The organism is Pontiella sulfatireligans (genome assembly GCF_900890705.1).
GTDB classification, from domain to species: Bacteria; Verrucomicrobiota; Kiritimatiellia; order Kiritimatiellales; family Pontiellaceae; genus Pontiella; species Pontiella sulfatireligans.
Genome location: NZ_CAAHFH010000002.1, coordinates 2,689,001 through 2,715,745 on the forward strand (window position 1 = coordinate 2,689,001; position 26,745 = coordinate 2,715,745).

Below are 26,745 nucleotides of genomic sequence, written 5' to 3' on the forward strand. Positions count from 1 at the left end.
GAAAGGTTATCATGACAAAAAAAATCCTACTCTCGATATTGTTTGCCGCGTCCATGGCGCAGGCCTCCATCCAGGAACTGGTGCCAAAGCTCTCGGCCGCGAACTTGGAAGTGCAAACCCAGGCGCAGCTCGATCTGCTGGCCGCATGCTCCAATGCGGGGCGCCCCGGAGCGGAAGATGAGCGGAAATCCATCTGTCTCGAAATGTGCAGCGCCCTGAAAAAGAGCCCGCCTCCGGCGGTGGCCAGCCAGCTGCTGCGGAACCTGCAGCGCATCGGCGGGGCGGAGTCCGTTCCGACGCTAGTGACGATGTATGGCTCCAGCGACCCGCATGTCGCCGACGATGCCCGCCAGGCGCTTGCGGTCAATCCATCGCCCGAAGCCGGGCAGGCCTTGACCGCGCAGCTCAAAATGCGGAAGGCCCGCAGTGCACGCGAAACCGCCGGGCTGATCGAGGCCTTGGGTGAGCGCAAGGAAGCAGGCGCATCCCAACTCGTTGCTCCGTACGCAGGCAGTCCGGATCTGCTGGTTTTCAACGCCGCGGTCAAGGCGCTCGGCCGTTTGAACGAAGATGAAGGAATTCGCGCCTTAGCGACGCAACGCGCAAAAGAAACTGGATTTCGGCTGACGCAACTGAATGCCGCGCTCCTTCAGTCAGGCCGTGAAAATGTATTTGAAATGCTTTACGCGCCATCCGAATCCAGCGAAGTGCAAGCTTCGGCATTGCTTGGTTTGTTGCTTGTACAGGACGCTGCCGAGCAGAAATAGCTATTGAGGAGAAAAAACATGCGTGAATTTATCCGTTTGAATACAACAAGATTCCTAATTCCGACCGCTATATCTCTGGTTGCTGTACTTCTGTGTAGTTGCACCAATTTGTCTGGAGGCCGGCAAGAAGCATTAACCATCCAGCAACGGGCCGCCGATGCGATGGCATCCGGCAACCCGGCGTTGCAGACTGCGGTGATTGAAGGCGCTTTGCAGCGCAAAGACCCCAAGCTCTACGATGTGGTTGTTTCGAATCTTGATTCGCTTCCTCCGGCCTTGCAGGTCCAAGCGCTTGGCGTGATTCAGTTCAGCGGCAACCGAGCCTATGCTAGAGCAGTGGAGCCTTTGCTTATGAGCGAGGACGCACCTCGACGGGATGCGGCGGCGCTGACGCTGGCGTGCATCGGCACCGCGGACTCTGCTACGGCACTGCTGAACTCCGGCACAGCGGAGGCGCGCAAGGCGTTGGGCGTGCTCAATGCCGAAGGCGTTGATGCCATTCTGGAAACTGCAGCGGCCAAGAAGGGCGATGACGCCCGGCGGGCTGCGGCGATTGATGCTTTGGCCATGCGGGGTCGTCAGGATTTGGTGCCGCAGTTTTTCGTGTTTGCTGCGGAGGACAATCTTGCGGTTTCCACGGCGGCTGTAGGTGCTATCGGACTGATTGGCAACGTCTCGAACCTCGAACAGCTGACCAGTCTGATGATTGCCAGGGAAGCATCGTCGAGTTCGCGCGATATTCTGAAGGCCATTGTCGAGATTATGCGCCGTTCGACCGAGCAGGCCAGGGCGGTCGAAATTCTCGTTGTGCAAATGGAGGGAACTTCCCCGCGCAGTCAGGCGAATATTTTGCAGGCACTCGTCCAAACCGGAAGCAAGGAAGCGCTTCAGCCGATTGTCCAAGGGTGCAACTCGCCCGATGAACAACTGCAGAAACAAGCGGTGAAGCTGCTGGGTGGGTGGCAAGATGTGAATGGTATCCCGACCATGCTGGAGTTGGCGTCAGATGATTCCATGTCGCTGGCGAACCATGTGACGCTGATGCGTGGTGTGTCCCGTCTCTATGCAGGGGCGCGCCTTTGGCTAATCAAACCGGCGGACATCCAGAAAGCGATTGATACCTGTCGCCGGCCTGAAGAAAAAGAAGCGCTGCAGGCAACGCTTGATAAAATTAAAAAATAGAATCAGGCAGGAATGGTGTAGGGGGAATAGATCAGTTTTCCTCCGCATTTCCGGCAAACCAGCCTCGAATTCCGCTGTTGGGCCGTATGGGTCCAGCAGCGGTTTTCGCATGTAACGCTCCAGCGCGGCGGGGCAAACTGGAGCCGGTGGGTGCGTTCGCCCGTGCAGCCGATCTCCATCGCTTTCGCTTTCCACACGGCATCGTGGTTGTGCCTTTTCCCAACTAGGGCGTGGGCGATTTCGTGGAGGATGGTGTCGCGAATGTCCTCGTCCGATCCCGCTTGAGCCAGGCTGAATGCAATGGAAATGGTTTTGTCGCGATAGTTGCAGCAACCCGCGCGCCGGGTGGAGTGGTCGAACTTAAAGCGCCATTTTTTCAGGCCATGCCCGGTCACAAGCTCAAGCGCCGTTTTCAGAATGGACTCCATCCGTTGCACGCGCTCTTCGGCAATGCCCGGGGGTGGATCCAGCAGTTCATAGGGGACAGAAAACTCCTCGCCGTCCACCCGTACCACCGCACGTTTTGGATTGGTGCGAGCCAGAATGCCCGCCACGGTTTGGCGGCGGTATTTGAAGCGCACCGAGTCATCGGGGGCAAAGCGGGCGCGGAGTTGGTCGGTTTTGCTGAGCATAGCGGTTGCGTTGCGTCTGCTTATTCCGCAAGGCCGGAATCAGTTGCGGTAGCGGTTGACGATCGGCATGCGGCGGTCGCGGTCGAAGGAGCGGTGCGTAATTTTTACGCCGGGCGGGGATTGACGCCGTTTATACTCGCTCAGCTCTACGGCATGCACCACGCGCCGGACGATGGCCTCGTCGTAGCCGTTGGCGATCAGGCCGCCGATGCCAAGGTCGTTTTCGACATAGTCTTCCAGAATGGGGTCGAGCACTTCGTAGGGCGGAAGCGAATCGGTGTCTTTCTGGTCGGCGCGCAGTTCGGCGGAAGGCGGGCGATCGATGATGCTCGGCGGGATGACGGGCGTTGCGCCCTGTTCGTTGCGCCAGCGGCAGAGGTCAAACACCAGGGTTTTCGGCACATCCTTGATGAGGGCGTACCCACCGGCCATGTCGCCGTAGAGGGTGCAGTAGCCCATGGCCATCTCGCTCTTGTTGCCGGTGGTGAGCACCAGCCAGCCATATTCGTTGGAGAGGGCCATGATCAGATTCCCGCGGATGCGCGCCTGCAGGTTTTCCTCGGCGAGACCGGGCGTCTTGCTTGCGCCCCAAACCTTGGAGAGCTCTCCTTCGAAGGCGCCGTAGAGTTCCTTGATCGCAATTTCGTGGAACTCGACATCGAGAATCTTTGCCATTTCGTGAGCGTCGCCCAGTGTTCCGTCAGAGGAATATTGCGAGGGCATAGTGACGGCAGCGACGCGGTCCTTGCCGAGGGCGTCGACGGCGATGGCCAGCACGAGGGCGGAGTCGATCCCTCCGCTGAGGGCCACGACGACGCGCTTGAAGCCGATCTTGGCGACATAGTCCTTCAGCCCGAGCTTCAGCGCTTCGTAGACCTCTTCTAAGTCAGGGAGCGGGGCTTCTTTTCGTGAGGCGTGATCCGTGAGGCGTGATGCATCATGATAAAGAATGTCTTCTTCAAACTGCTTGGCGCGGGCGAGGCGGGCGCCGTCGGGAGCAAAAACCATGCTGGCGCCATCAAAGACCAGTTCGTCTTGGCCTCCAGCCAAATTGCAGTAGAGCAGGGCGGCGCCGAGTTTGCGGGCGGTTTGCGCCAGAACATCGATGCGGTCGTTGAGTTTGCCCCGGTAGTAGGGCGAGGCCGAAAGGTTGATCAGCAGGTCGATGCCGGTTCCTTTAAGGGATTCGACGGCCGCGCCTTCCGGCTCCCAGGAGTCCTCGCATATATGAATGGCGGCGGTTTGGCCTTCGATTTCAAAAAAACAGGGTTCTGTTCCGGCCTCGAAAAGCCTTTTTTCATCGAATACGCCATAGTTGGGCAACAGCATTTTGCAGTAGGTTGCGGTGATTCCAGAAGATTGGAACACAACGGCGGCATTGTACTTTTTCCCGTTTTTGGAGAGGGGCGCCCCGACGACCACGCAGGCCTCGGGCGGGAGCTCCTGCTTGAGCCGCTGGAGCTGTGCTTCGCAGTCGGCGCAAAAGTGGTCTTTGAGGATCAGGTCTTCCGGCGGATAGCCGGAAACCGCGAGTTCGGGAAACACGATCAGCTGTGCGCCTTCTTCAAAGGCTTCCCATGTCTTGGAAATAATGAGGTCGGTGTTGGCCGCAAGCGCGCCAACGGTGGGGTTCATTTGAACAAGAGCTGCTTTCATTCAGGTCCTATTTAACCGCTTTGACTGCGCCTCCGGCGGCCTTTTTGCCGGCTTTTACCGGGACTTTGGCTACCTTGGCCGCCATGCAGCCATTCAGAAGAATCATGAACAAGCCCGTGGCCAGTAAGGTTGATATAAGTTTTTTCATATCGGTTAACGGCGATAGTTCGGCGCTTCCTTGGTAATCTTGATGTCGTGGGCGTGGGCTTCGATTGCTCCTGCGCCGGACACGCGAACGAATTGGCCTTTTTTCTTGAGGGCGGCAATGTTCCTGGCGCCGCAGTAGCCGAGGCTGGCCTGCAGGCCGCCGCAGTATTGCTTCATCACTTTGCTCACGGTGCCGGCAAACGGAACCATGCCTTCGATGCCCTGCGGGACGAGGTCGTCGTTGCTGCTCAGTCCATAGCGCTGGCGGCTGCCTTCGCGCGATTTCATGGCATCCAAGCTGCCCATGCCGCGGTAGACCACGAATTGCCGCCCTTCAAAAATAATCTTTTCACCGGGGCTTTCTTCGGTGCCGGCCAGGACGGAACCCATCATAACGGTGTCGGCTCCAGCGACGAGCGCCTTGGCAATGTCGCCGGAGTTGCGGATGCCGCCGTCGGCAATAACGGGGATGTCGCCCTTGAGGGCGCTGGCGGCCGCGTAGATGGCGGAAATCTGGGGAATGCCGACGCCGGCCACGACGCGGGTGGTGCAGATGGAGCCGGGGCCGATTCCGACCTTAACGGCGTCTGCGCCGGCGTCGCGCAGGGCGAGGGCGGCTTCGCCGGTGGCAATGTTGCCTCCGATGACGTCGATGTGGGGGAATTTGTTCTTAACCCATGCGACCATGTCGATCACGCCTTTAGAGTGGCCGTGTGCGGTGTCGACCACGAGCACATCGACTTCGTTTTCATTCAGGACTTCAGCGCGCTCATAGTCGCCGGGGCCAATGCCGGCGGCAACACGCAGGCGGTGCTTGTCGTCGCGGTTGAAGAGCGGTTCTTCGTTTTCGACGAGACGGCGGACATCGGCGTAGCTGTATAGGCCGACGAGCTTGTTGGTGTTGTCGAGCAGGGGCAGCTTGCCGATCTTGTGCTGCTGCATAATGTCGTACGCCTGTCGCAGGTTGGTGTCGGGCTTGGCCGTTATGACGTTAGAGGTCATGATGTCGGTGACGGTCGCGCGTTTGGAGCGGGCGAAGCGGATATCCTTGGACGTCAGGATGCCGATCAGTTTTCCTTCGTCGTCGAGAATCGGGAATCCGCTGAAGCTGTAGCCTTTTTCCGCGCGGCGGATGGCAATGCTTTCGAGGGTGTCGTTGACGTTAACGGTGATTGGGGCGGAAATAAGTCCATTGAGGTGATGCTTGACCCGGCTGACCTGCAGGGCCTGCTCTTCGGGGTCGAGATTTTTGTGAATAACCCCAATGCCTCCCATCATCGCCATCGAAATAGCCATGTGCGCTTCAGTCACGGTATCCATCGCCGCACTGAGAAAAGGGATCTTCACAGCCACGTTTCGGGTCAGGTTGGAGCCGATTTCGGTATCGCCCGGGAGGAAGTCGGCATACTGCGTAATGAGGGAGACGTCGTCAAAAGTAAGCCCTTCGTGGGGGAAGGTTTTCATAAAATCATTAATGTATTGGTTCTGGCTCATATCTTGCATCCTTATTTGCCGGCATATTTTGTTAATATAGCGCGGGCGAGTCAAGCGCCGTATTGCTAGATTGCTGCAGGAATCAACGGATTCGGTGGGTGCAACGCTTGACGGGGGCGGTAAAAAGTAGCCATAGAGCCTCTGAGCTGGTCTTATGGACTGGTTTTAAGCAAGAAAGGAACGGGAGCGAAAGATGGTTAAACGGATTCAGATTATTGCTGCGGCGTGCATGGCGACCGCGGCTGCGTCAGCGGTGGAATACAATTTCAACGACTACAACGAAGGGCCGTTGGACGGGCAGTTTGGTTGGAATGTCTATAAAAATGTGAAGGACTCTTCCGCGTTTTCGGTGATGGATGCCGTCGGGCGGACTGATGCCCTCGGCGACAAGGCACTGGTGCTGCAGGCTCCTGAGGTTGAGCTGCGAAGCGTTTCCGGCGAGCCGGTCCGCTGGATGCCGGGCGAGACGCTGAAGGTGGAGTTTGATTTTAAAGTGGCCATTACCTCGGTGGAACTGGTCAAAAACCGGCCGGTGCTGTCCGTGCTCATCGGCGATGCTGCGCTGGCCGACAAATCCCGGTGGGAGGTTCGGCTGGAGGCGCAGACCAACGGCAACTGGCGGCTGGTCGGCGATCTGCCGGACTGGGCGGCGGTTGAAATTCCGGCGCAGGACATTGTTGCCCGTCCGACTGGCGACGATGTGGCCATTTCAGATTGGTTCCGTTTTGTGCTGACCATCAAGAAGGGGGGTGAGCCCGATTTGTTCGAGTCGACGGCGGAAATTAAGACTGCCGCCGGTAAGGTGATCGCCACTCAAAAGTTCACCGATGAGACCAAAGACAAAAGAACGGCTTCGATCTGGAACAGTCCACGTGTGAGCCTGGGCTTCAAAGCACCCAGGGATCAATTGGGCTTGTCGGTCATCGATAATATTCGCGGGTCGGCGGCGAAGTAAAGGTTTGTCGTCCCGGCTTCAGCCGGCCAAGTCCTTGCAGAGTTGCGCAAGGGACCCGCCTGAAGGCGGAACTACGAACCTTTTTCTTACCCATCCATCTGCGCTTTGATGCGCATCTCGACGTCGTGCTCGTAGAGTGCGGTCAGGATTTCGTCGAGGGCGCCTTCCATTACGCGGTCGAGCTTGTAGAGCGTGAGGCCGATGCGGTGGTCGGTGAGGCGGTTTTGGGGATAGTTGTAGGTGCGGATTTTTTCGGAGCGGTCGCCGGAGCCGACCATCGATTTGCGCTCGGAGGCCTGGACCGCTGCGTTTTCGCGCTGCTGCGTGTCGTAGATTCTGGCGCGGAGCATTTTCATGGCGGCGGCTTTGTTTTTGTGCTGCGAGCGTTCGTCCTGGCATTGCACGACCGTGCCGGTTGGAACGTGGGTGATGCGGATGGCCGAGTCGGTGGTGTTGACGTGTTGTCCGCCGGCGCCTTGGGCGCGGTAGGTGTCGATGCGCAGATCTTCGGTGCGGATTTCGATGTCGACGGCTTCCACTTCGGCCAGTACGGCCACCGTTGCGGCGGAGGTGTGCACGCGGCCTTGCGTCTCGGTTTGGGGCACGCGCTGCACGCGGTGGGTGCCGCTTTCGTGCTTGAGGGCTTTGTAGACGTTTTCGCCTTCCACGGAGAAGGAGACTTCCTTGTAGCCGCCGTCGGAGGGGCTGACGTCGAGCACCTTATGCTTCCAGCCTTTCAAATCGAAGTAGCGCGTGTACATGCGGTAGAGGTCGCTGCAAAAGATGCCGGCTTCGTCGCCGCCGGTGCCGGCGCGGATTTCCATGATGACGTTGCGGCTGTCGGTCGGATCGGCTGGAATGAGGGCAACCATCATTTCGTGTTCAGCCTGGGGCAGGCTTTCTTCGATCTCGGCCAGCTCCATTTCGGCCATTTCCTTGAGCTCGCCATCGGCACCTGAGTCGGAGAGGATGGCCACGCTCTCGGCTTTGGCCTCGGCGAGCGTCAGCACTTTGCCGGCGCATTCGGCCATTTTTTTATGATGCGCGTATTCGCGCATGCATTCCTGCATTTTCTTGGGGTCCGACGAAACCTCGGGCTGCGACATGCGCCCTTCAAGTTCGGTGAGCTTGGCTTGCAGCTGGTCTAGATAGGTTTGGTCGATCATGATAAATACCGTTTAAGAGTTCGCAGGATGTAGACGCAAAAAGGCCGAACGTGCTTTCGCAGGTTCGGCCTTCAAATCAGCAAGCAGTCTAATACATGCCTTCGGAGAAACGCTTGTTGAAGCGGTCTACGCGGCCTTCTGTATCAATCAGCTTAGCGCTGCCGGTGAAAAACGGATGGCAGCTGGAGCAGGTGTTCACATGCATCTGCTTGACGGTGGAACGAGTCTTGATCTCGTTGCCGCAGGCGCAGGTAACGGTTGCTTCGTCGTACTTCGGATGAATATTTTTTCTCATTGCAAAATCCTCGTGTTCAATTAGGAGCGTGGTTTTTAAACAAAGCAGGGGAATGAACGCAAGGTTAAGTTTGGTTTTTTTGGGAAGATTCTACTTCCCGCCCTCGGGCGGCTTGAGTACTCTCTGCTCTTATATGTTGAGAGACTTTCCATCCCTTGCCCGTGTGACGCACCTCGCCGTATTTGGCGGTTTAGTGCTTTTGGCCGTCCCCGCCCAAAGTTTTGTGGGGGACCGCGGTGTTACGGAAAGCCAGCTTTCCCGCCTCGATCCCGCGTCGGAGCCCACCAGCGTGCTGCTCGAAACCGTAAAAGAGCTGCTGCGCAACGACCAGCTTGAAGACGCGCTTCCTTTTTTGGAGGAGACGCTGATCCGGTTGGAGGGCGACGAAGACCGGAAAGCGCTCCAAACGTTGGCCTACAGCCTCTACCAACTGGCCTACTGCCAGATGAAGCTGGGCGAATATGCCGCCGGCGCTAAAAACTTCATCCGTTTTTCCGATGAATTTCCGGACGATCCGCAGAACGACGGCGCCCGCCTGCTGGCGGCGCAGTGCCTGACCATGCTGCAGCAGTGGCCGGCCGTCGAGACGCAGGCCGCGCTGGTGCTTGAAAACAAACGTCTGTCCGACGAATTGAAGGTGTCGGCCTCGCAGTTGATGGCCGAGGCGTGCTATCAGCAGGAAAAATGGGCCGAGGCCATCCGCCCGCTAACGACGCTCTTCCGGCAGGCGAAAAAAGACACCGTGCGTGCTGGCGCCGCCGTCATGATGGTGACCTGCTATGTCCGGCTCGACGACTTCAACAACCTGTTCCGCTTTTTGCCGCATTGCGACGCCGCCGCGCGCCACGACGTGGGCTTGAACGTGGCGCTGCTTGAGGCCGGCGACTCGCACTACAATCAAGACTCTTTTCAAAAGGCGTTGCTGCTCTACCGCTTGGTGCTGCTGAAAAAGGACCTGACCGCCCACTACGAAACGCGCATCCGTGAAACCATGCAGGCGTTGAAGCCGTTCACGGCGGGCGGCGCCCAAACGCTTACCGAGTTCAAGGAGCTGCAACTCAAGAACGAGACGCTGCTGGCGCGGCTGCGCCAGCATTATAAGATAATTACCGGCTTCCAGGACTACGACATGGACGTGGCGCTGCGCATTGCCCAGTGCTACAACGACTTGGAGCGCAACTGGCCGGCACATGCCATCTATCAGCGCATCTACGAGACAAACGAGGGCTCCGCCCAAGCCGACGAGGCGCGTTATTCCGCTTTTGCCGTCATGCTCGATGAACGCGAGTGGGCCTTGGCCGTTGTCGAGGGCTATGCCTATATGGATGCGCTTCCCGAAGGTGAGTTCATCGACGACGTTACGCTCAACCTGATGCAGGTGCATATGCAGCTGGATCAGTTCGATCTGGCCTACGAGGTCGGTAAAAAGGGGTTGGAGCTCTCGCCGACGCACAAGTACATCGACCAGGTGCAGTATCTGATGGGCTACATCCGCTTCCTCGGGCTCGACTATGAAGAGGCGCTGGCCCTTTTTTCCGAAGTGCTCAATCGCTGGCCCGACAGCCGCTATTATGAGGCCGCGGAATACTGGCGCTCGATGACGCTCCTGTTTTTGGGCCGCTTTGGCGAGGCGGTCACCGCATTCAACGGCTATCTGAGCAATCCGAAGTACGACCCGCTCGTATTTGAGGAAGACGCGTCGTACCGTCTGGGCATCGCCCAATACGGCACCGAAGAATATGAAGCGTCCGAAGCCTCGTTCCGCGCCTTTATTGATAAGCACCCCGAGAGCCAGCTGCTCTCCGAGGCCTACGCCATGCTCGGCGATCTGCGCGCTGCCGAAGGGGATCTGGCCGTGGCGATCGACTTTTACCGCCTGGCGCGCGAAAAGGCGCCGAGTCTTGCCCAGGTCAACTATCCGCTCTTCCAGGCCGCCAAGGTGCTGGAACTGCAGAAAAGCTACACCGAAATCATCGAGTTGATGGGCGACTATCTATCGGCTTGGGGCGATCGGGGCGATTTCGCCAACGCCGCCAACTGGCAAGGCAAGGCCTACAAGATTCTGGGGGAATATCCGCGCGCGCTCGAATCCTATTTCGATGTGGTCGATGCCTACGGGAACAATGCGGACCAAGCCGGGATTCAACTCATTCTCAACGAACTGATCTCCGACTATAACGGTGAAGACTGGACGGGCTACCGCGACATTATCCGCGAAAAGCTCGACGCCCGGCTTCTGGGCGCGACGGAGCGGCGCCAAAGAACGCTCGAACTGCAGTACCTGACGGTTCTGGCCGGAATCACTGAAGGGGAAGAGCGTGAGCTTGTTGCGGATAAGGTTGTGCAGCCCAAGAACGTACCCGCCGCCGGCTCGGGCACGCTCGTGCTGATGGCCCGCGAGGGCGTGAAGCGCAAGGACTATGAAATCGTGCACGACGCCTACCGTCGCTTCATGGCCACGTTTCAGGTTTCCAACAACATGCTCTACATCATGAACGCCAACCTCGATGCGCTGATCGGCGACGGAAGCTATGCCGACGCCATTGCGCTTTCGGAGGACATTCTGCTCCGGTTCGGCTACAGCAAGTCGGTCGGCTGGGCCCGGAAGCGGCGTGGCGACGCTTTTCGCATGCAGAAGAAGTACGACCAGGCTCTCGAAGCCTACAAAGAGCTGCTGGCCATCCGCGAATGGCGCGGCCCGCTTACGCCGGAAGCGCTCTACTGCAGCGGCGTGTGCAAGATGGAGCTGGGCGAAACCGAAGAGGCTTTCGCCTACTTCCAGCGCATCTATGTGCTATACGAAGAATATACCGAGTGGGTGGCGCCGGCTTATGCCAACAGCATCGCCTGCCTGGAGCTGCTCGGCGACCACGAGCAGGACATTATCAAGACCTATAAGGAAATGCTGGCGAACGAAGCGGTTGCCGCCACGCCTGAAGGGCGGGACGCCCGCAAGCGCCTGATGGAGCTTGAACCCGCAGGAGATTCGCTATGAGGCCGTTGGCAAGAAGCATAACCGCAATCTCGGCGCTCGCCTGCTCATTGGCGCATGGCCAGTATGCCGCGAAGGTCACCGTCAACAGCGGCAACTCATTCGTGGTCAAGCAGCTCAACATTCAAGGCGACCGGCTCAAGTCCGACACCGGCCTGGCTTCAACCTCGCTTTCGATGATCAAATCCGTTGAATTCCGTTTTTCGGGCATCAATCTGAACATGTGCGAAACCATGTTCCGTTCCGGCGACCGCAACGCGCTCGAAAGCCTGCTGAAGCAATATGTTGGTCCGGTAGCGAAATACAGCTATTTGTCCGGCAACATGGGCGATTATCTGCTTTGGATGCTTCGTGTGCAGTACTGGAACGGAAAGGCGTCCGACGCGGCCAATACCGCCAAGCAGCTTATTCAGACCAATGTTCCGGAATACATCGATGCCTCCACCCTTTATTCGACCATGATGCTGCTCGACCAAGGCAAACCGGACGAGGCTCAGGCGGCGTTTTCCAGCGTTGCGGATCCCGAAGCCCTTTCTGTCCCAATGGCCGAATACATCCGAGGCAAGCTGGCACTTGAGGCGGGCGAATATCGGGACGCCATGAAGCATACCGCCCAGATTGTGGCTTTCCACAGCCTTGATCCGGAGTGGATGGCGCCCGCCACCGGGCTCGAAGCGTTGATCTATCAGCAGACCGGCCAGCTGAAAAAGGCCGATACCGTGGCGACTGAATTAATGATAGCCTATCCCGGCACGAGATGGAGCAAGCTGGGCGAAACGATCAAGAAAGAAACAACTGGAACCTCAGGAGGTTAGTTCAATGAAAAAAGGATATTTAGGAATCGTAGCCATGTTGGTGCTGTTCGTGGGCATAATGTTGCCGATTGCAACAACGCTGGCGCAGGAAAGCGCAGGCGCACCCGTTGCTGAGGCGCAACTGGAGGTGGCTGATTCGGTTACGTTCGGCGCACTGATCAAGCAGGGCGGATGGGCCATGTATCCGCTGGGGCTTTTCTCCTTGGCGATGTTCTATTTCATCATCCGCAACGTCATGCTGCTGAAGGAAAAGAACATGCTGCGCGAAGACCTCAAGCCGCAGTTTGACGCGCTGATGGCCAAACGCGATGTGGCCGGCATCCGCCAGCTCTGCGCCGAGAACGACAGCCTGCTGACCGCCGTGCTCGACGCCGGTATGGAGCGCATCTCCGAAGAGCACGAATACGACTCCGTCCACGTGATGGAAGCGATCGAAGAGGCCGGCAATGAACAGATGGTCACTTTCATGAAGCCGATTAACTTTCTTTCCATCATCGGCGGCACGGCCCCGATGCTTGGCCTGCTCGGAACGGTTTCCGGCATGATCAAGGCCTTTGCCCTTATTGCCCAAGGCGGCATGGGCGACCCCAGCAAGCTGGCTGGAGCCATTGGCGAAGCGCTGATCACGACGGCCACCGGCCTGGTGATCGCGATTCCGGCCATGATTGCTTATTTCATCTTCAAGAACAATTTCATCAAGAGCATGTCCACTATGGGGCGTCTGGTGGGGCACTACTTGAATATTTACCGCTACGGCAAGACGAACGGCTAGGTTGCGAGGTTCCCTTTGAAGTTCAGGATTCCAATTGAAGGCGGCGACGACAACATCAACATGGCGCCCATGATTGATATGGTCTTTCTGCTGCTGATCTTCTTCATGGTGGCTTCGCACATGTCGAAGATGGATCGCACGCCCGTCGAGCTGCCGGTGGCCAGCAAGTCCACCGTGCCCGAAAATGCGCTCGGCCGGCAGCTCATCACCATCCGTTCGCACGACAACACCGGCGAGGAGGTCGATATTCTCATGAACCTCAAGCTGGTTGATGTCGAAGAGGTCGCGCCCATCGTCGAAAAGATGCTGGCCGAAAACAAGGAGGCCGAGGTCTATCTGCGCGCCGACCGCTTTGCCAAGCACAAGCATGTGAAGGAAGTCATGGCGGCCTGCGCCAAGGGCGGCGTGGCCAATGTAATTTTCGCTACGTTTGAATCGGGGAAATAACGATGAAGGCTTGGATCGATGAACTCATCAACGAAAAGACCGAGCTGCAGATTGCCCCGCTCATCGACGTCGTGTTTTTGCTGCTGATCTATTTCATGGTCAGCGCGCGCCTTAAGCGTCCGGAGGCCGATCTGAGCCTCGCGCTTCCCGGTGCGGTCTCGGTTTCGACTGAGATGGAAATGCCCGATGAACAGATTATCGAGGTGTTGGCAAGCGGCGTCATTATGCTTAACAACAAGGTTTATGAGGCTCCGGACAAGTCGGATTTAGTCGGGCTTGAATACACGTTGCTGCGCTACCGCCAAGCCGCCCAGCTTTCCAAGACGAAGGCGATGATCACTATCGCCGCCGAGGACGATGCCGTGCATGAACGGGTGGTCGATGTGCTGAACGCCTGTGCTGGCGCGGGCATCGAAAACGTCACCTTCGGTACGGTTCAGTAAGTTTCGTGGGGCCGGATTCCAATCCGGCCTCTTCGTGCGAGGGGCACTGGATCGGAATCCGGCCCTACATAAACCACCCTAGAAAGTGCGCCCAGGGCGTCTCGATTTACGCGGTTTGGGTTTTTCCGGCTTGGCCTCTTCGACGGCGGGTTCCGCAACCAAGACGGCTTCCGTCTCTGGCTGATCGGATTGCATGCCGGGCACGCCGAGGTTGCCCAGCGTAAACGCGCCGGCGCCCTTGAGTGCGTCGCCGGCAAAACCCGTCGCGCTGGCGGCTGATCCGACAATGGCGTCGTAGAAGGTGGTTCCGATTTCGGAGAGGGCCTCTTTAGAGCTGGTGCCGCCTTCCTCTTTTCCGATGTCGTTCATCTCAATGTCGGGCAGCGGCATCGGTATGGACGGCATGGCGGAAATCTTGGCTTTAACCAAGCCGTCCTTCACGAGCAGGTGGTTGATGACCACTTTCTGGCCGGCCTCTTTATCGGGGGTCTTTTCCGTTTCAGGCTCAGCTTCGGCGGGTTTTTCCAATTCCTCTTTCGCTTCGGCGCGATTTTCGACCACGCTTTTGATGAATTCCTGAAGCGCCTTGATGTTGTCGGTTGTGAGCTGCCGCTCATAGGCGATCCTGGGTTTGTCGATAAGGATGTCTTCGATGAGCATCGTGTCGGCCTCGAGGGTGTCCGGATCGAGGTCGAGGCGGAACTGGTCGAGCTTGACGAGGTTTTTGTTGGCGAAGCCGGGCGGGTTGCCGACCGCGAGATTGTCGATTTGAATCAGTCCTTTAAGCGGCTCGGCCGAGAGCAGGTCGAAGGTCAGGAGGGCGAGAGGAGCATTGCTCTCCGCCTCCGTTCCGGAGTTGATCAGCTGGGCCGGGTCGACCATGTCCAGTGATGACTTGGCCATGGAGCTGAGTTTGCCAAGCCCCATGCTCAATGCGTTGGTGGAGGCTCCTTCAGCGGGATTCTCGAGGGGCGTGATCATGTTGACCACAAAGTTGGTGACCAAGAGGCTGCGAAGCACGACGGGCTGTTCGCTCAGAATCATCGGCGGCTTTGTCTCTTCCGCCGGTGCATCGCTTGCGGGCGGCGTTTCGGGCGCTTCCAGTGCGGGCGGTACGAAGCCCATGGCGGTTTTCTGCAGTTCGGTAATGTTGCCGGTGGTTTCGGTTTGTTCCAGATTGATCAGCGGGGAGTCGATGAATACTTCTTTGATGACCATCTGGTCTGAATACAACGATGCGGGATCCAGGGAGACGTCGATGCCTGCCAGATGGAGGAGGTTGGTGCTCATGAATCCGGCGTCGACATTGGGGATGGTTATGTTGTTGATGCGGAGCGCGCCTTCGACCAATTTAACGGAGATGCTTTCAATGGAGGCCATCGTTGCAGGTTGGGCGGAGGCGTTGGTTCGGGTGGTGTCGAGCAGCAGGATTTGAATGTCGTCCACCACGAGGTTGTGCAGCTCCACCGGTGGCGGAGCGGGGGCTTGGTTCGGCTGGGTCTCCTTTGGCTGGGGAGCGGCTTCCGGGGGTTTTGGGGCGGAAAGACTGGCCAGGTGTTTCTTGAGGCGGTCGGAAATCTTTATGAGTTCGGCGACCGTGCTGGTTTCGGGCGTCAGTTCCAGATAGGCGTGCGGCTTGATGATCTGGATGTCTATGATGGACGGAGTGGCGGAATAAATGGTGGACGGGTCGAGCTTGATGTCGATGCTGTCGAGCGTGAAGAGCTTGGGCGTGGCCAGGCTTCGGGGATTGGTTATGTAGAAGTTTTTCAACTGTACCGTTCCGTTGGTCATGCTGAGGGAAAATTGCTCAAAGCCCAAAAATATGTCGAGCATCGGGGAGTCGGTGTGGTCCACATGGATCTGCAGGTCGTTGATCTCCAGCGAGTAGACAATGACCACTTTGGGCTCCTTGCTTGGGTTGGTTTTTTTTACCTTTTTCGGTGCATCGGGGTCGTACTTGATGAATGTCTGCACGTTTCCGATGAATTCTTGAATATTGTCTCTGGCCGAGTCTTGGTCGTAGGTGGCATGCGGGTTGTCGATCTGCACTTTTTGGACGACTACGGTTTCGGTGAAAATCGATCCGATGTCGACCGCAATTTCGAGGTTGAGCAGCGACACCGCATTCGAACTGGCGAAGGCCTCATGATTGGCGATGACAAATCCGTCCAGATTAACGGTGCCGTTGCGCGGATTGATCGACAGGGTTTCAATTGTCAACGGTGTGCCAAGCGCTTTAGAACCTATTTTTTCTGCGGCAAGCTTGACGGTTGGGCCGAGCCAAAAAAATACGATGCACGCCAGCAGCAGGACTAGAACGACAACCGCCCCGAGTAACGTTCCCAATACCTTTTTCGCTTTCATAGCAACCTCTCTTTCAGTGTTCCCTTTCAGGGTTTAAAACTAACGTGACCTCGAAGCTTTGAAAAGCCTTTATATGCGGGATCGCATGGCTTTTCCAAGCGGTTGTAAAAAGTTGCTTTATTGCGGCGGTCTGACAAACTCGTGCGCTGAATTTACAGGAGAAAGAATGAAGCTGCCCTTTTCTTTGTTTTTAGCGTTTAAGTATCTCAAGCCGAAGCGGTCGTTCATCTCGGCGGTGACGGTGATCTCGATGCTCGGCGTAACAATCGGCGTGGCGGTGCTGATTGTCGTGTTGTCGGTGATGACCGGCTTCGACGAGGTCTGGCGCGATAAAATACTGGGCTTCAATGCGCACATCAGCCTGGTGCAACAGGGCGGCATTGTCCGCAACCCCGCCTACGTGCTGGAAAAAATGGCGCAGATCGAGGGCGTTAAAGGCGTGGCGCCGAGCTTGGAGGGGCTGGTTTTAATTCAGGTTGATGAGCGCGTCCACACGCCGATTTTGCGCGGGGTCGATCCCGAATACGAAGATTCGGTCAGCCAGGTTCCCAGCCATATCATTGCCGGCGAATTTTCCGTGGAGGACGACCAGATCGTGGTCGGTCGGGATTTGGCCAACCGGCTGGATATCTGGGTGGGTGACAAGTTGACCGTTTATTCGCCGCAAAGTTTTATTGCCGAGGACGAAATCCGGCTTCCTGAAGAGCTGACGGTTTCCGGCATTTTCCACGTGGGCATGTATGAGTACGACGTGGGCTTTGCATTCACCTCGTTGGAGACGGCCCGTTCTCTCTATGACGTGGAGCAGGGCGTCCATTCCATCCAAGTTATGCTCGACGACCCGATGATGGCGGCGCCGGTGGCGGCGCAGATCCATGGCATTCTGGGGCGCGGCTATTTTCCGCGGACTTGGATGGAAATGCACAGCCAGATTTTTGCGGCGCTGCATGTGGAAAAGAATATGATGTTTTTCTTGCTGGCCTTCGTGGCGCTTGTGGCGGCGTTCAGCATCACCAACACGCTGATTACGCTGACCGTGCAAAAGACGCGCGAAATCGGCCTGCTCAAATCGCTCGGCTTCGGCAATGGCGGGATTACAGGGGTCTTTTTCTGGATGGGTCTGATACAGGGCGTGGTGGGCAACGCGCTCGGCGTGGGGCTGGCGATGCTGGTGCTGAAATACCGCAACGAGCTACTGGTCTTTATGTCGCGCGAGTTCAATCTCGAACTGCTTCCTCCCGAACTTTACCAGCTTAGCAAGCTGCCTGCGCACACCACCGGAACCGATGTGGCGATTGTCTGCACCTTGGTGCTGTTTTTCTGCACCATCGCCGGTTTTGTGCCCGCCATGCGCGCGGCAAAGATGGAACCCGTTGATGCGTTGAGGTATGAGTAGTTTCATGAATTGACAAAAAACCATATCGCAACCATTATGGTTGCGATATGGAGGTTGATATGGCCAGCATTACCATTAAGAACATCGATCCCGAGCTCTACGAGCGCCTCAAGAAGCAGGCCGCGGAGCACCGGCGCAGCATCAACAACGAAGCTATCGTCTGCATCGAGCGCAGCTTGCTGCAATATCCCTTGCCCTCTGCTGAGGACTGGATCAGAGAGGCGCGGGAAATCAGGGAGTCTGTTACGCAATATGTGGTTAGCGATGAGGAGTTTGATCGCATGAAGCGGGAGGGGCGTCCTTGATTGTGGTGGATACCAACGTTGTTGTTGGCGCTTATCTTCCGGGGTTGCACGCCAGCGCTATCGAAGCCGCCATGGCCAAGGATAGCCATTGGGTTGCGCCTTATTTGTGGCGGTTGGAGTTTCGCAATGTTCTGGCCCTTTATCTCCGGAAGGAATTGATGGCGCTCCAAGATGCGAAGCGGGTTGCCTTATTGGCCGAGTCCCGCATGCGCAACCGGGAGTATTGGTCGATGGCGGACAGGGTTTTGGGGCTGGCTAAATCAAGCGGCTGCACGGCATATGATTGCGAATTCGTCTCTTTGGCCATGGATTTGAATGTGCAGCTTGTCACAATCGACAAGAAAGTGCTGAAGCAGTTTCCCGTGATTGCGGTTTCCCCCGAGGAGTTTGTTTCGAGATGAAGCGGCTTCTTTCCACCCTGCTCCTGCTTTCTTCGTTGTCCGCATGGGCGGCCGAATGGGCGGGGATCGACTTTGATCCCATCTTTCAAAAGATAAGCGAAACGAATGATCTGGAGTTTTTGGCGGTCCGCCCGTTCTACTCTAAAGTCGAGGATCCAGAGCACGAGCGGTGGGTGAAGGACTATCTCTGGCCGGTCTACACCCGCAAAGGATTCAAAGGCGAAACCTACGGCCGCTTCCTCTTTTTCGGCTGGTCGCACACCTTTTCGCCGGAAACCGAGCGCAAGCGCACTTGGGTGCTTCCCTTTTACTTTAAAGGCGTTAGCGCCGAGGACGATCCCTACTTCGCGCTCTTTCCGTTCGGCGGAACCATCGACGAGATTTTCGGGCGCGACAAAGTGATGTTCATCCTGTTTCCACTTTATGCAAAGTCGCATATCAACGACGTTCACACGACCTCGATCCTGTGGCCGATCGGCTCCCGAACCGTGGGGCCGCGGGTTCATCGCGCCCGCGTCTGGCCCATCTATGGAACATCCACGCTCGAAGACGAGTTCAACAAAAAGTTTGTCTTTTGGCCGTTTTATCACTCGGTGGAATACACCAATGCGCGCAACCCCGGCGGCGGCTTTATTCTGGTGCCGATTTATGGCCGGATCATCACCGAGCAGGCAAAAAACTATTGGTACATTCCGCCGTTCGGACGCTATACGGTCAGCGCGGATCAGCGCATCATTCATGCGCCGTGGCCCTTCGTACAGCTGGCCGACGGCGTAATGTACAAACGCATTTTCTGGCCAATCTACGGCAAAAAGAAGCTCGGCACTTTGACGCGGCAGTTCTGGCTCTGGCCCATTTTCTGGAAAACCCAGGTGGAATTTCCAGACCACCTGCAAGAGCGCCGGTTCGGCGTGCCGTTTTTCTATTCCCAGACCGACGTGATGACCAAGGACGCGCTCGGGTTTGAGGAGGGGGAGGCGGCATCCCGCTATTGGAAGGTTTGGCCGCTGATGAGTTGGGACCGCCGCGATGGAACTTCCCGCTTCCGGACGCTGGATCTGTGGCCGATGCGCAATACGCCCGGCATCGAGCGGAACTGGGCGCCGTGGTGGACGCTCTACCGGCGTATGGATGTTGACGGCGAGGTGGGGCATCATCTGTTATGGGGGCTCTACCGGCAGACCCGCAGCGATGAAAGCCTTGAATGGTCTTTACTCAAGGGGGTTCTCGGCTATAAAAAGGAACAGAACTCGCGTCGCTACCGCTTTCTATTCATGTGGTTCGGCGCCGACCATGAGGTGCAGCCATAGCCCGTTACGTTACAGATTATTTGCGCTATCCCGTGCGTTCCGCACAGCGGACCGGCGGTCAGGTGCTGCAGTTGCTGCACGACACCGGGCACGCCCTGTTCATGCTGGTTGAGGCCACGTTATTTATCCGCAACGTCTTCGGGAAGCGGAGCCGTGGCGAGGTGATCACGCAGCTCTTCATCACAGGAATCAAAAGCCTCGCGGTCATCACCGTCGTTGCGCTGTTCACCGGCATGATCCTTGCCCTGCAAACCGGCCTTGAGCTGCGCCGCTACGGCCAGGAGGTCTACATCGGTTCTGCCGTCGCCGTTTCGGTGATCCGCGAAATGGGCCCGTTCATGACTGGGCTCATCATTGCCGCCAGCGTGGGGTCGGCCATTGCCGCGCAGCTCGGCACCATGGCGGTTTCCGAGGAGATTGCCGCGCTCGAGGTGATGAGCATCAATCCCAACCGCTTTCTGGTTATGCCCCGGTTGGTGGCGCTGGCGGTCATGATGCCGATTCTGACGGTCTACACCAATATTCTCGGCATTCTCGGCGGTGCAATCGTTGGGGAAACGCAACTCGGTGTTTCGGTGCAGGCCTATATGGACAACGCCACCGAATTCGCCACCAACAAAGACCTCTATGTCGGCCTGCTCAAGGCTTTTATATTCGGCATCATCATCACCACCGTCTCCTGCCACCAAGGCCTGATGACGACCGAGGGCGCGGTCGGCGTCGGTCAGGCCACCCGCCGGTCGGTCATTCTTTCTTTTCTCATCATTCTGATTGTGGGCTATATGATAACGAGGCTGTTCTACATATGATTCGCTTCGAAAACGTTACCAAGGTGCTCGGTGGCAATGCCGTGCTCGACAACATCAGCTTCGAGGTTGGCGAGGGCGAGACGTTTGTCATTGTCGGGCTCTCTGGGGCGGGGAAGAGCGTCACCCTCAAGCACATGATTCGCCTCATGCAAGCCGATGCCGGCAACATCGTTATCGAAGGCGAAATCATCAACGACCTCGGCCGAAAGGCGTTGCGCGAGCTGCGCGCCAAGTTCGGCGTCCTCTTCCAGGGCGCCGCCCTGCTGCAGTGGATGACCGTGCACGAGAACATCGCCCTGCCGTTGCGCGAGCTGACCCATACGCCCGAGGATGAAATCCTGCGCCTCGTCGATGAAAAGCTCGAACTCCTCGGCTTGGCCGATGCCGGCGCCAAATATCCGTCCGACATCTCCGGCGGGATGCAAAAGCGGGCCGGGCTCGCCCGCGCCATCATCATGAGCCCGAAGATTATCCTCTACGACGAACCGACCTCCGGCCTCGACCCGGTCACCTCGCGCAGAATTGACGATTTGATCGTGAATATGCGCAAGAAACTAGGTATAACCAGCGTCGTTGTGACCCACGATCTGCACAGCGCGCTCTCCATTGGTTCGCGCATCATGATGCTGCACCACGGCAAGATCGTAGAGAATGCAACGCCGGAGGGGTTCATCCGGTCGAAGGATGCCACCGTGCAAAGCTTCCTCGAGTCGCAATACATTACCCGCAAGGGAAAATGGGAAGAATTCAGCCATGAATAAGTTTAGACGCGAAGTGACCATCGAGATTCTGGTCGGACTTTTTATGTTCACCGTGCTGATTGCTCTCGGCGTTTTCACCATTGTGCTGAGCCGCGAAAACCTGCTCCAAAAAACCTACGAATACGAAATCGTCTTTCCGGAAATCAGCGGGTTGCGCCCCGGCGACAACGTGTTTTTGCGCGGGATGAATGTGGGGCGCGTGATCGACACCTATCTGGAAGAAGGCAACGTACGCGTCTATATCTCCCTCGACGAGCCCCTTGCGCTGCGCCAAGGCTATAAGGTTGAAATCATCAACGCTTCCATGCTCGGCGGCAAGTTCCTCAAGATCTATGAAGGCGACCTGAACGCGTCGCGCATCGGCCCGACCGTCACCGTTCTGGGATCGCCGCCCATCGATATGATCGAGGAAATGAACACTACCGTCAGCGGTTTGAAGGCAATAATTGCCTCGGTTTCCGAAGGCAAGGGAATGCTCGGCAAATTGATGAACGATGAAGCTCTTTACCAAAATACGCTGGAAATCAGCGAGAGCCTAAAGGAGATCGTCGCCCGCCTTCAAAAAGGGGAAGGCACCTTGGGACGACTGCTCGCTTCGGACGATACACTTTATAACGACGCGGCAGCGACGGTGGCTTCGCTGCGCAAGGTGGCAGAACAACTGGAGCAGGGCGAAGGCACCATGGGGCGGCTGCTGCAGGATGAGACGGTGTACGAAGATGCTTCGGTGCTTTTGGTCAATTTGCGGGAGATGAGTGATTGCCTGGTTGATCAGAAAGGGACGCTCGGCAAGCTCATTGCTGCAGACGATGCCGTGTACGATGACCTGAAGGCCTCGCTGGCCTCCATCCGCCGGATTTCAGAAAGCATCGATGCCGGCCAGGGCACTATGGGCCGCCTCGTGCGCGATCCCGCGCTCTACGACGAGCTCACCCTGTTTGTTGAAGATGCGCGCGCCGCGGTGGACGACCTGCGCGAAGCTTCGCCCATTACCTCGTTTGGCAGCGTATTTTTCGGTGCCTTTTAAACGGAAAACAGCATGGCCGGCCAAGCCCCTGAAAACCGCCAAGTCGAGTGTCCGCACTGCGGCCGGTTGACCGGGGCGGAACCGCGGTGCCCGCACTGCGGCGTCCGGCTCAAAAAACGCAAGGGTGTGCGCTGGTTCTGCATCGCGGCAGCCACCACCGGCTTTCTTGTCTTGTTGGCTCTATGCTCTGTTCGCCGGGAGCCGCCGCTTGTTCGCATCGGCGAAATCCGCCCCATCATGAATTTTTCAACCGTCCGCATTCAAGGCGTTCTCGAATCCGATGCGCGCCGCATGGGTGGCGGAGAGGTGCTTTATGTGGTCGGCGACGGCACCGGCTCGCTCGCGGTGTTTGTTTCGGATCCCGGTGACGAAAGGCTTCCGCGCGCAGGAAATAGTGTTGCTGCGAGCGGCAGCCTCAGCATCGGCTCCGGTGGCGAGGTACGGATGCGCGCGCGGTCGGTGGAAGCGCAAGCCGCAGACGGCGGTTCCGGGCTGGTCTTGTTTCATGCCGGCATGAAGGGTGAGCGTGCAACGGTAACCGGCCGGGTTGCCAGGGTGTTCGCTCCCCGCGCCGGAACAAAGGCGCCCTTCAAGATTGTGCTCGAAGATGCCGGCGGAACGCTCGATGTGGTTCATTGGCTCGAAAATGCCCCCGACGTGAAGGCGGGCGATGAATTGGAAGTTCGTGGAACGGTAAATATCTATAAGGGGGCGGTCGAACTCAAGGTCTGGAGCGCCGAAGACATTATGAAGAGGGCGGGGGGTGCTCTGCTTTGATCCATTCCAGCATTTCCTCGCGGTCGGCGAAGCGGCTTTCCATTTGCGCGTCGTAGGCTTCCCGTAGGATTTTCCCAATCAGTTTGCCTTCCTTGATGCCCAAGGCGATGAGGTCGTGGCCGCGGACCCACGGCTCGGGCAGGATCGGCTCGTTGGCCATCTCCTCCATGTAGCTGTGGACATAGTCATAATTGTCGAGCATCGCATGCGAACCGAGGCAGTCGAGCCGGTGCAGCTCCATGTCCAGATCGAAGGTTTCCGCACCGATCATCTTCCGAAGCTTGGAGGTTCGCATCTGCTGCACATCCATAAAGCGCATATGGTCGCGGATGGCATCGACGATGTGCTTCTTTTCCTTGTTGGGGAATTTGAGCCGGATGAGAATGTCTTCGGCTATGGCCGCGCCAACCTGCGCATGCCCGTCGAAGCGGATGCGCGGCTCGCCGTCCGCGCCGAGGCCCATGCAGGCGGTGGGTGGCTTGCCGACGTCGTGCAGCAACACGGTGAAGGCCAACTCCCGAGGCGAGTAGGCAGACTTTGTTTCGGGGTGGGCAGGCAGGGATGCCTGCCCCACATGCTCGGTTTCGGATTGTGGAGCAGGCATCCCTGCCTGCTTATTCATGAGATTGAGCATGAGGACGGTGTGTTCAAAAACATCGCCTTCGGGGTGGAACTGGGGCGGCTGCTCCTGGCCAACCATAGGTACGATTTCGGGCAGGATGTACTGCAGCAGGCCGATCTCGTAGAGGTGCTTCAGCGCGTCGCCGGGTTTGGGGCTGTCGGTCAGGGTGCGGGAGAGTTCGAGCTCGATGCGTTCGGCGCTGATGCGGGTGATCAGGTGCGCCATGTCCCGGATAGCGCTTTCGGTTGCGGGGTCGAGCGCAAAGCCGAGGTTGTGGGCAAAGCGGACGGCGCGCATCATGCGAAGGTGGTCTTCTTTAAACCGCTCGACGGGGTTGCCGATGGCGGTGATGATCCGCCGCTTCAGGTCCCGCTGCCCGTGCACATAGTCGTGCAGCTGTTCGGCAACGGGGTCGTAGAACATGCCGTTAATGGTGAAGTCGCGCCGCAGAGCGTCTTCTTTTGCGGCGCTGAACAGGACGCTTTCCGGGCGCCGACCGTCTATAGTGCCGAAATCTTCGCGGAAGGTGGCGACTTCAATGACAGCTGCGCCGTCGACGACGGCAATTACACCGAAAGCTTTGCCGATGGGAATGGTCTTTGGAAAAAGAGCCTCCACTTCCTCCGGAAGGGCGCTGGTGGCCACATCATAATCCTTTGGAACGCGGCCCAGCAGCTCGTCGCGAACGCATCCGCCGGCGAAGAAGGCGGTGTGGCCTTTGCGCTGCAGCGTCTGCACCACATTCGTGGCAGGCTTCTTTTGTGGGACTATTTTGGTCATAATTCCTTTTCGTCACGTTTATTGAACTATATTGTGTGTTCTGTGTCGAAGGAAACATGCAAAACGGATTTAAAAATATGAAGAGATTGGCATTATTATTAATGACTTTGGTGTTGGTGCCCGTGGCCTTTGCCCAATTCGAGGTTGAGGCATGGCTGGACGGCGATGTGGTTCGGGTGGATGCCCAGGTTCCCGAGAATCACTATCTCTATGCCGATCATTTCAAGGTGGCCGATGCCTTGGGCAACGAACAAAAACCGATCGAGCTGCCGAAAACCGCGAGCATCACCGATCCCAATACCGGCAAGCCGAAGCCGGTGTTTGATCAATCGTTTAAGGCATCCTATGCATGGGCGCCCGCGCCCGGGGGCGCCGCGGCGTTTCAGGTTGAGTATTGGGGCTGCAACGACGAAGTCTGTTTTATTCCGCAGAAGAAGACAGTTGGACTGGATGTTTCAGCCATGGTGCCCGAGGTTGCGGTGGCGGGTTCAGAGGGCTCCAGCGACTGGGAAGCTGCGCTCAAGAAATTTAAAATGCTGGGAACGGATGCCGGCTATAAAAAGGCGGCTGAGTTTGGGCGTTTCCTCGACCGGGTGGAGGGCGGCGGAGATGTCGACATCAATCCCTTCCGTTTATTCCTTACGGATCCGGTTGCCTTTGTGCGTGAATCCGGACTGCTCCTTACCATTTTTTTCATTTTAGTCGGTGGGCTGGCGCTTAATCTGACGCCGTGCGTGCTGCCGATGATTCCGATCAATCTGGCGATCATCGGGGCAGGAGCCCAAGCGGGCTCGAAAAGCCGTGGCTTTGCGCTAGGCGCGGTCTACGGGCTGGGCATTGCGCTCGTCTACGGACTGCTTGGTGTCGTCGTGGTGCTGACTGGTTCGCAGTTTGGAACGATTCAGGCCAATCCGTGGTTTAGTTTGGCGATTGCCCTGGTCTTTGTGGCGCTGGCGCTAGCGATGTTCGACGTATTCCACATCGACCTCACGCGCTTCCAGTCGAAGCTCGGCGGCGGTGCGCAGAAGCAGGGCAGCTTCCTCGTGGCGCTCATGATGGGTTCGGTGGCCGCGCTGCTCGCCGGCGCATGCGTTGCCCCAGTGGTGATTGCCGTGCTGCTGCTGGCAACAAATATCTACGAAGCCAATAGCGTCGCCGGACTGGCGCTTCCGTTTGTGCTCGGCATCGGCATGGCCTTGCCTTGGCCGTTCGCCGGCGCAGGCCTGGCCTTTCTTCCAAAGCCCGGGAAATGGATGGAATACGTTAAGTATGGCTTTGGCGTGGGCATCATTTTCTTCGCCCTTTACTACGGTAACCTGAGCTACCGCGCCTTCAATCCGTCGGACGTCACCGCGCAAGGCGAATACGAGGGGCACATCATCATCGATGGCGCAACCAACGCCGGGTTTGCGGATGCGCTGGAGCAGGCGCTGGCCGAGGGCAAGCCGGTCTTCATCGATATGTGGGCGACCTGGTGCAAAAACTGCAAAGTGATGGACAAGACCACCTTCAAGGACGAGGCTGTGAAGGCGCGTTTGAAAGACTACGTCTTCATCAAGTACATTGCCGAAGAGCCGAACGATCCGGAAACCCAGGCGGTGATGCAGCACTTCAAGGCCCAAGGCCTGCCAACGTTCGTGGTGCTCGGCGCTAAGTAGCCGAATCTGTTTCCAGTCTTTCGATCGGCAGCCATTCGAGCACGCGCTGGATGTAGTTGTCCCAGAAGCCCCATTCATGCTCGCCGGCGGATTCCTCGTAGGTGAGGTGGAGCCCTTTTGCTGCGGCGGTGCCGCGGAAAGCGACGGAATCCTGATAGAGATAGTCTTCCGTTCCGCAGCAGGCGTAGAATTTGGTTTCTGGAATTGTATCCAATCCCTTGATTTGCGCGATGAGGTCGTTGCTGGAGTTTGGCACATGGTTGAGCGAGCCGAAGACCGCCTCGAAGGTGCGCAAACGCGACTCGTTCCAGTCGTCGTTGATGTGCGAGGCAATGTCGAGCGCGCCGGAAAGGGAAGCCGCGGCGGCATATTGCCCCGGCCGCCCAAGCGCGAGCTTAACGGCGCCGTAACCTCCCATTGAGAGCCCGGCCACAAAGGTGTTTTTCGGGTTGCTTGAAACATTGAGCCAGCGCTTGATGAGCATGGGCAGTTCGTCGGCCATGAACGCCAAATAGTTGGAGCCGTGCTTCATGTCGCAGTAAAAGCTCTTGTAGGCGTCGGGCATCACGATCACAAGGTTGTAGTCGCGGGCATAGCGCTCGATGGAGGTGCGGCGGCTCCAAATGGTGTGGTCGTCGGAGAGGCCGTGCAGGAGATAGAGTACGGCGGGCGGCTCGTTCCATGCATTGGGATGTTCCGGCAGAATAATGTTGGCGCCCAGCGATAGGTCGAGCACTTGCGAGTCGAATCGGGATTCAATTAGGGCCAT

General features: G+C 57.6%; 26 protein-coding genes. 17 read left to right on the forward strand and 9 right to left on the reverse strand.

Annotated features, from left to right (window positions below):
• Positions 1-11: 11 nt before the first annotated feature.
• Together SCARR_RS24115 and SCARR_RS24120 are read left to right on the forward strand one after the other, a co-directional pair.
• Entirely contained in the window at positions 12-767 is a 756-nt protein-coding gene (locus tag SCARR_RS24115) for a HEAT repeat domain-containing protein (protein WP_136064476.1), read from the forward strand.
• Between the two features lie 18 nt (positions 768-785).
• Positions 786-1,949: a HEAT repeat domain-containing protein gene (locus SCARR_RS24120; protein WP_136064478.1), complete on the forward strand. Its 1,164-nt coding sequence runs from the start codon at positions 786-788 to the stop codon at positions 1,947-1,949.
• A 2-nt stretch (positions 1,950-1,951) separates the two neighbouring features.
• Here SCARR_RS24120 and SCARR_RS24125 read toward each other — a convergent pair whose 3' ends face one another.
• Genes SCARR_RS24125 through guaB form a run of 4 tightly spaced genes read right to left on the reverse strand, consistent with a single transcriptional unit; the run spans position 1,952 to position 5,878 of the window.
• A complete protein-coding gene (locus tag SCARR_RS24125) occupies positions 1,952-2,581 on the reverse strand; it encodes a SprT family zinc-dependent metalloprotease (protein WP_168433572.1) in 630 nt (209 codons plus the stop codon).
• Between the two features lie 39 nt (positions 2,582-2,620).
• Positions 2,621-4,237 carry an NAD+ synthase gene (locus SCARR_RS24130; protein ID WP_136064480.1) on the reverse strand — a complete coding sequence of 539 codons (1,617 nt, stop codon included), beginning with the start codon at positions 4,235-4,237 and terminating at the stop codon, positions 2,621-2,623.
• Between the two features lie 7 nt (positions 4,238-4,244).
• Positions 4,245-4,385, reverse strand: a complete 141-nt coding sequence (locus SCARR_RS28425; protein ID WP_168433573.1) for a hypothetical protein — start codon at positions 4,383-4,385, stop codon at positions 4,245-4,247.
• A gap of 5 nt (positions 4,386-4,390) precedes the next feature.
• On the reverse strand, positions 4,391-5,878 hold the full coding sequence (gene guaB, locus SCARR_RS24135) for an IMP dehydrogenase (protein ID WP_136064482.1): 1,488 nt from the start codon (positions 5,876-5,878) through the stop codon (positions 4,391-4,393).
• 193 nt (positions 5,879-6,071) lie between these two features.
• On the opposite strand from guaB, the gene SCARR_RS24140 reads away from it, so the two are divergent.
• A complete protein-coding gene (locus tag SCARR_RS24140; RefSeq protein ID WP_136064484.1) occupies positions 6,072-6,833 on the forward strand; it encodes a hypothetical protein in 762 nt (253 codons plus the stop codon).
• An 86-nt stretch (positions 6,834-6,919) separates the two neighbouring features.
• On the opposite strand, the gene prfA is transcribed toward SCARR_RS24140, so the two are convergent.
• Positions 6,920-7,999, reverse strand: coding sequence for a peptide chain release factor 1 (gene prfA / locus SCARR_RS24145; protein WP_136064485.1), 1,080 nt, complete (start codon positions 7,997-7,999; stop codon positions 6,920-6,922).
• An 88-nt stretch (positions 8,000-8,087) separates the two neighbouring features.
• The gene (gene rpmE, locus SCARR_RS24150; RefSeq protein ID WP_136064487.1) at positions 8,088-8,294 is read right to left on the reverse strand and encodes a 50S ribosomal protein L31; all 207 of its coding nucleotides are present in this window, start codon (positions 8,292-8,294) and stop codon (positions 8,088-8,090) included.
• 133 nt (positions 8,295-8,427) lie between these two features.
• On the opposite strand from rpmE, the gene SCARR_RS24155 reads away from it, so the two are divergent.
• From SCARR_RS24155 to SCARR_RS24175, 5 genes are read left to right on the forward strand one after another with little or no spacing between them, the layout of a single operon-like run.
• Positions 8,428-11,289 carry a tetratricopeptide repeat protein gene (locus SCARR_RS24155; protein WP_168433574.1) on the forward strand — a complete coding sequence of 954 codons (2,862 nt, stop codon included), beginning with the start codon at positions 8,428-8,430 and terminating at the stop codon, positions 11,287-11,289.
• Positions 11,286-12,101: a tetratricopeptide repeat protein gene (locus SCARR_RS24160; protein WP_136064491.1), complete on the forward strand. Its 816-nt coding sequence runs from the start codon at positions 11,286-11,288 to the stop codon at positions 12,099-12,101. The genes SCARR_RS24155 and SCARR_RS24160 overlap by 4 nt, the downstream gene beginning before the upstream one ends.
• A gap of 4 nt (positions 12,102-12,105) precedes the next feature.
• The gene (locus tag SCARR_RS24165) at positions 12,106-12,873 is read left to right on the forward strand and encodes a MotA/TolQ/ExbB proton channel family protein (RefSeq protein ID WP_136064493.1); all 768 of its coding nucleotides are present in this window, start codon (positions 12,106-12,108) and stop codon (positions 12,871-12,873) included.
• Between the two features lie 15 nt (positions 12,874-12,888).
• On the forward strand, positions 12,889-13,320 hold the full coding sequence (locus SCARR_RS24170; protein ID WP_136064495.1) for an ExbD/TolR family protein: 432 nt from the start codon (positions 12,889-12,891) through the stop codon (positions 13,318-13,320).
• Between the two features lie 2 nt (positions 13,321-13,322).
• Positions 13,323-13,763, forward strand: a complete 441-nt coding sequence (locus SCARR_RS24175; protein WP_136064497.1) for an ExbD/TolR family protein — start codon at positions 13,323-13,325, stop codon at positions 13,761-13,763.
• A 78-nt stretch (positions 13,764-13,841) separates the two neighbouring features.
• Here SCARR_RS24175 and SCARR_RS24180 read toward each other — a convergent pair whose 3' ends face one another.
• Complete coding sequence (locus tag SCARR_RS24180) at positions 13,842-16,130, reverse strand: DUF748 domain-containing protein (RefSeq protein WP_136064499.1); 2,289 nt, start codon at positions 16,128-16,130, stop codon at positions 13,842-13,844.
• Between the two features lie 166 nt (positions 16,131-16,296).
• Here SCARR_RS24180 and SCARR_RS24185 point away from each other — a divergent pair, with 166 nt between their 5' ends.
• Genes SCARR_RS24185 through SCARR_RS24220 form a run of 8 tightly spaced genes read left to right on the forward strand, consistent with a single transcriptional unit; the run spans position 16,297 to position 22,916 of the window.
• Positions 16,297-17,526 (forward strand): ABC transporter permease, encoded by a 1,230-nt coding sequence (locus SCARR_RS24185; protein WP_168433575.1) that lies wholly within the window; start codon positions 16,297-16,299, stop codon positions 17,524-17,526.
• Positions 17,527-17,585: 59 nt separating this feature from the next.
• Positions 17,586-17,831, forward strand: coding sequence for a FitA-like ribbon-helix-helix domain-containing protein (locus tag SCARR_RS24190; protein WP_136064503.1), 246 nt, complete (start codon positions 17,586-17,588; stop codon positions 17,829-17,831).
• 2 nt (positions 17,832-17,833) lie between these two features.
• Entirely contained in the window at positions 17,834-18,232 is a 399-nt protein-coding gene (locus tag SCARR_RS24195) for a type II toxin-antitoxin system VapC family toxin (protein WP_246044527.1), read from the forward strand.
• A complete protein-coding gene (locus tag SCARR_RS24200) occupies positions 18,229-19,542 on the forward strand; it encodes a hypothetical protein (RefSeq protein WP_136064507.1) in 1,314 nt (437 codons plus the stop codon). Before SCARR_RS24195 ends, SCARR_RS24200 begins: the two co-directional genes overlap by 4 nt.
• 32 nt (positions 19,543-19,574) lie before the next feature.
• Entirely contained in the window at positions 19,575-20,351 is a 777-nt protein-coding gene (locus SCARR_RS24205; protein ID WP_222846433.1) for an MlaE family ABC transporter permease, read from the forward strand.
• The gene (locus SCARR_RS24210) at positions 20,348-21,112 is read left to right on the forward strand and encodes an ABC transporter ATP-binding protein (RefSeq protein WP_136064509.1); all 765 of its coding nucleotides are present in this window, start codon (positions 20,348-20,350) and stop codon (positions 21,110-21,112) included. The genes SCARR_RS24205 and SCARR_RS24210 overlap by 4 nt, the downstream gene beginning before the upstream one ends.
• Positions 21,105-22,139, forward strand: coding sequence for an MlaD family protein (locus SCARR_RS24215; protein WP_168433576.1), 1,035 nt, complete (start codon positions 21,105-21,107; stop codon positions 22,137-22,139). The genes SCARR_RS24210 and SCARR_RS24215 overlap by 8 nt, the downstream gene beginning before the upstream one ends.
• 12 nt (positions 22,140-22,151) lie before the next feature.
• The gene (locus SCARR_RS24220; protein WP_136064513.1) at positions 22,152-22,916 is read left to right on the forward strand and encodes an OB-fold nucleic acid binding domain-containing protein; all 765 of its coding nucleotides are present in this window, start codon (positions 22,152-22,154) and stop codon (positions 22,914-22,916) included.
• On the opposite strand, the gene SCARR_RS24225 is transcribed toward SCARR_RS24220, so the two are convergent.
• Entirely contained in the window at positions 22,885-24,318 is a 1,434-nt protein-coding gene (locus SCARR_RS24225) for a CCA tRNA nucleotidyltransferase (RefSeq protein WP_136064515.1), read from the reverse strand. The genes SCARR_RS24220 and SCARR_RS24225 overlap by 32 nt on opposite strands.
• A 77-nt stretch (positions 24,319-24,395) precedes the next feature.
• On the opposite strand from SCARR_RS24225, the gene SCARR_RS24230 reads away from it, so the two are divergent.
• Positions 24,396-25,976 (forward strand): protein-disulfide reductase DsbD family protein, encoded by a 1,581-nt coding sequence (locus SCARR_RS24230; protein WP_168433577.1) that lies wholly within the window; start codon positions 24,396-24,398, stop codon positions 25,974-25,976.
• Here the strand turns inward: SCARR_RS24230 and SCARR_RS24235 are convergent.
• A complete protein-coding gene (locus SCARR_RS24235) occupies positions 25,969-26,745 on the reverse strand; it encodes an alpha/beta hydrolase (RefSeq protein ID WP_136064519.1) in 777 nt (258 codons plus the stop codon). The two genes, SCARR_RS24230 and SCARR_RS24235, sit on opposite strands and share 8 nt — an antisense overlap.